Annotated in this window: 2 protein-coding genes; both read right to left on the bottom strand. The window is 61.8% G+C overall.

The genetic code is table 11. The annotated features are described in order from the left end of the window. Positions 1 to 261, bottom strand: a 261-nt coding sequence (locus EOA28_RS37555) for a type II 3-dehydroquinate dehydratase (RefSeq protein WP_128315933.1), incomplete at its 3' end; no start/stop codon positions are given. A gap of 132 nt (positions 262 to 393) precedes the next feature. Further along, the coding region (locus EOA28_RS37550) for a DsbA family protein (RefSeq protein ID WP_148671201.1) at positions 394 to 733 on the bottom strand (340 nt) is incomplete at its 5' end.

The raw sequence follows: 733 nt of genomic DNA, 5'->3' as shown, positions 1-733 counted from the left end.
GTCGTGGATGGCGATCGAGGTGTGGCTGTAGGCGCCGGGATTGATGACGATTCCTGCAGCCTTCTCGCCGGCTTCCTGGATCCAGTCGACCAGATCGCCCTCATGATTGGACTGGCGAAAATCGATCCCGAGCCCGAGCGCGGCGCCCGCCGCCTTGCAATCCTCTTCGATGGCCGCAAGCGTCTTGCCGCCATAAATTCCCGGCTCGCGTTTGCCGAGCGCATTGAGATTGGGACCGTTGAGGACGAAAATCGTTTTCAATATGCCGACCTTGTTTCACGCCGACCCCAAGCCGGCGCACTGGGCCTCTATAATGGGCATAGCCGCCCGCGAAAAGAGCGCAAGTGCGTTCTTACGCTGTCCACAGCGGCCGGCTTTTGTATCCGCAAGCGCCTACAGTGCGCTCTTGGCCTCTTCGATCTTTTCCGCCAGAACCTGCTGGCCGAGCGCTCCGAAGATCACCTCGTTGCCGACCACATAGGACGGCGTGCCAGTGATCGACAGTTTCGTCGCAAGGTCATAGGTGCGCGAAAGCGTCTCGGCGATGCGCGGATCCTTCATCTTCTCGCGCAGCGTCGCCTCATCGGCGCCGAGCGAAAGCGCCACCTTGATAGCGGTCGCTTCGGTGGCGCGGCCCTGGCCGCCGAGCAGCGCGGTGTGGAATTCGCCGTATTTCTCCGGATGCATCAGGTGGAACGCCATGGAGACGACGCTGGCCTTCTGCGAATCGGGG

The organism is Mesorhizobium sp. M2A.F.Ca.ET.067.02.1.1 (assembly GCF_004023285.1).
In the GTDB taxonomy this organism is placed as follows: Bacteria; Pseudomonadota; Alphaproteobacteria; order Rhizobiales; family Rhizobiaceae; genus Mesorhizobium.
This window is presented reverse-complemented; position numbering and strand designations above follow the sequence as displayed.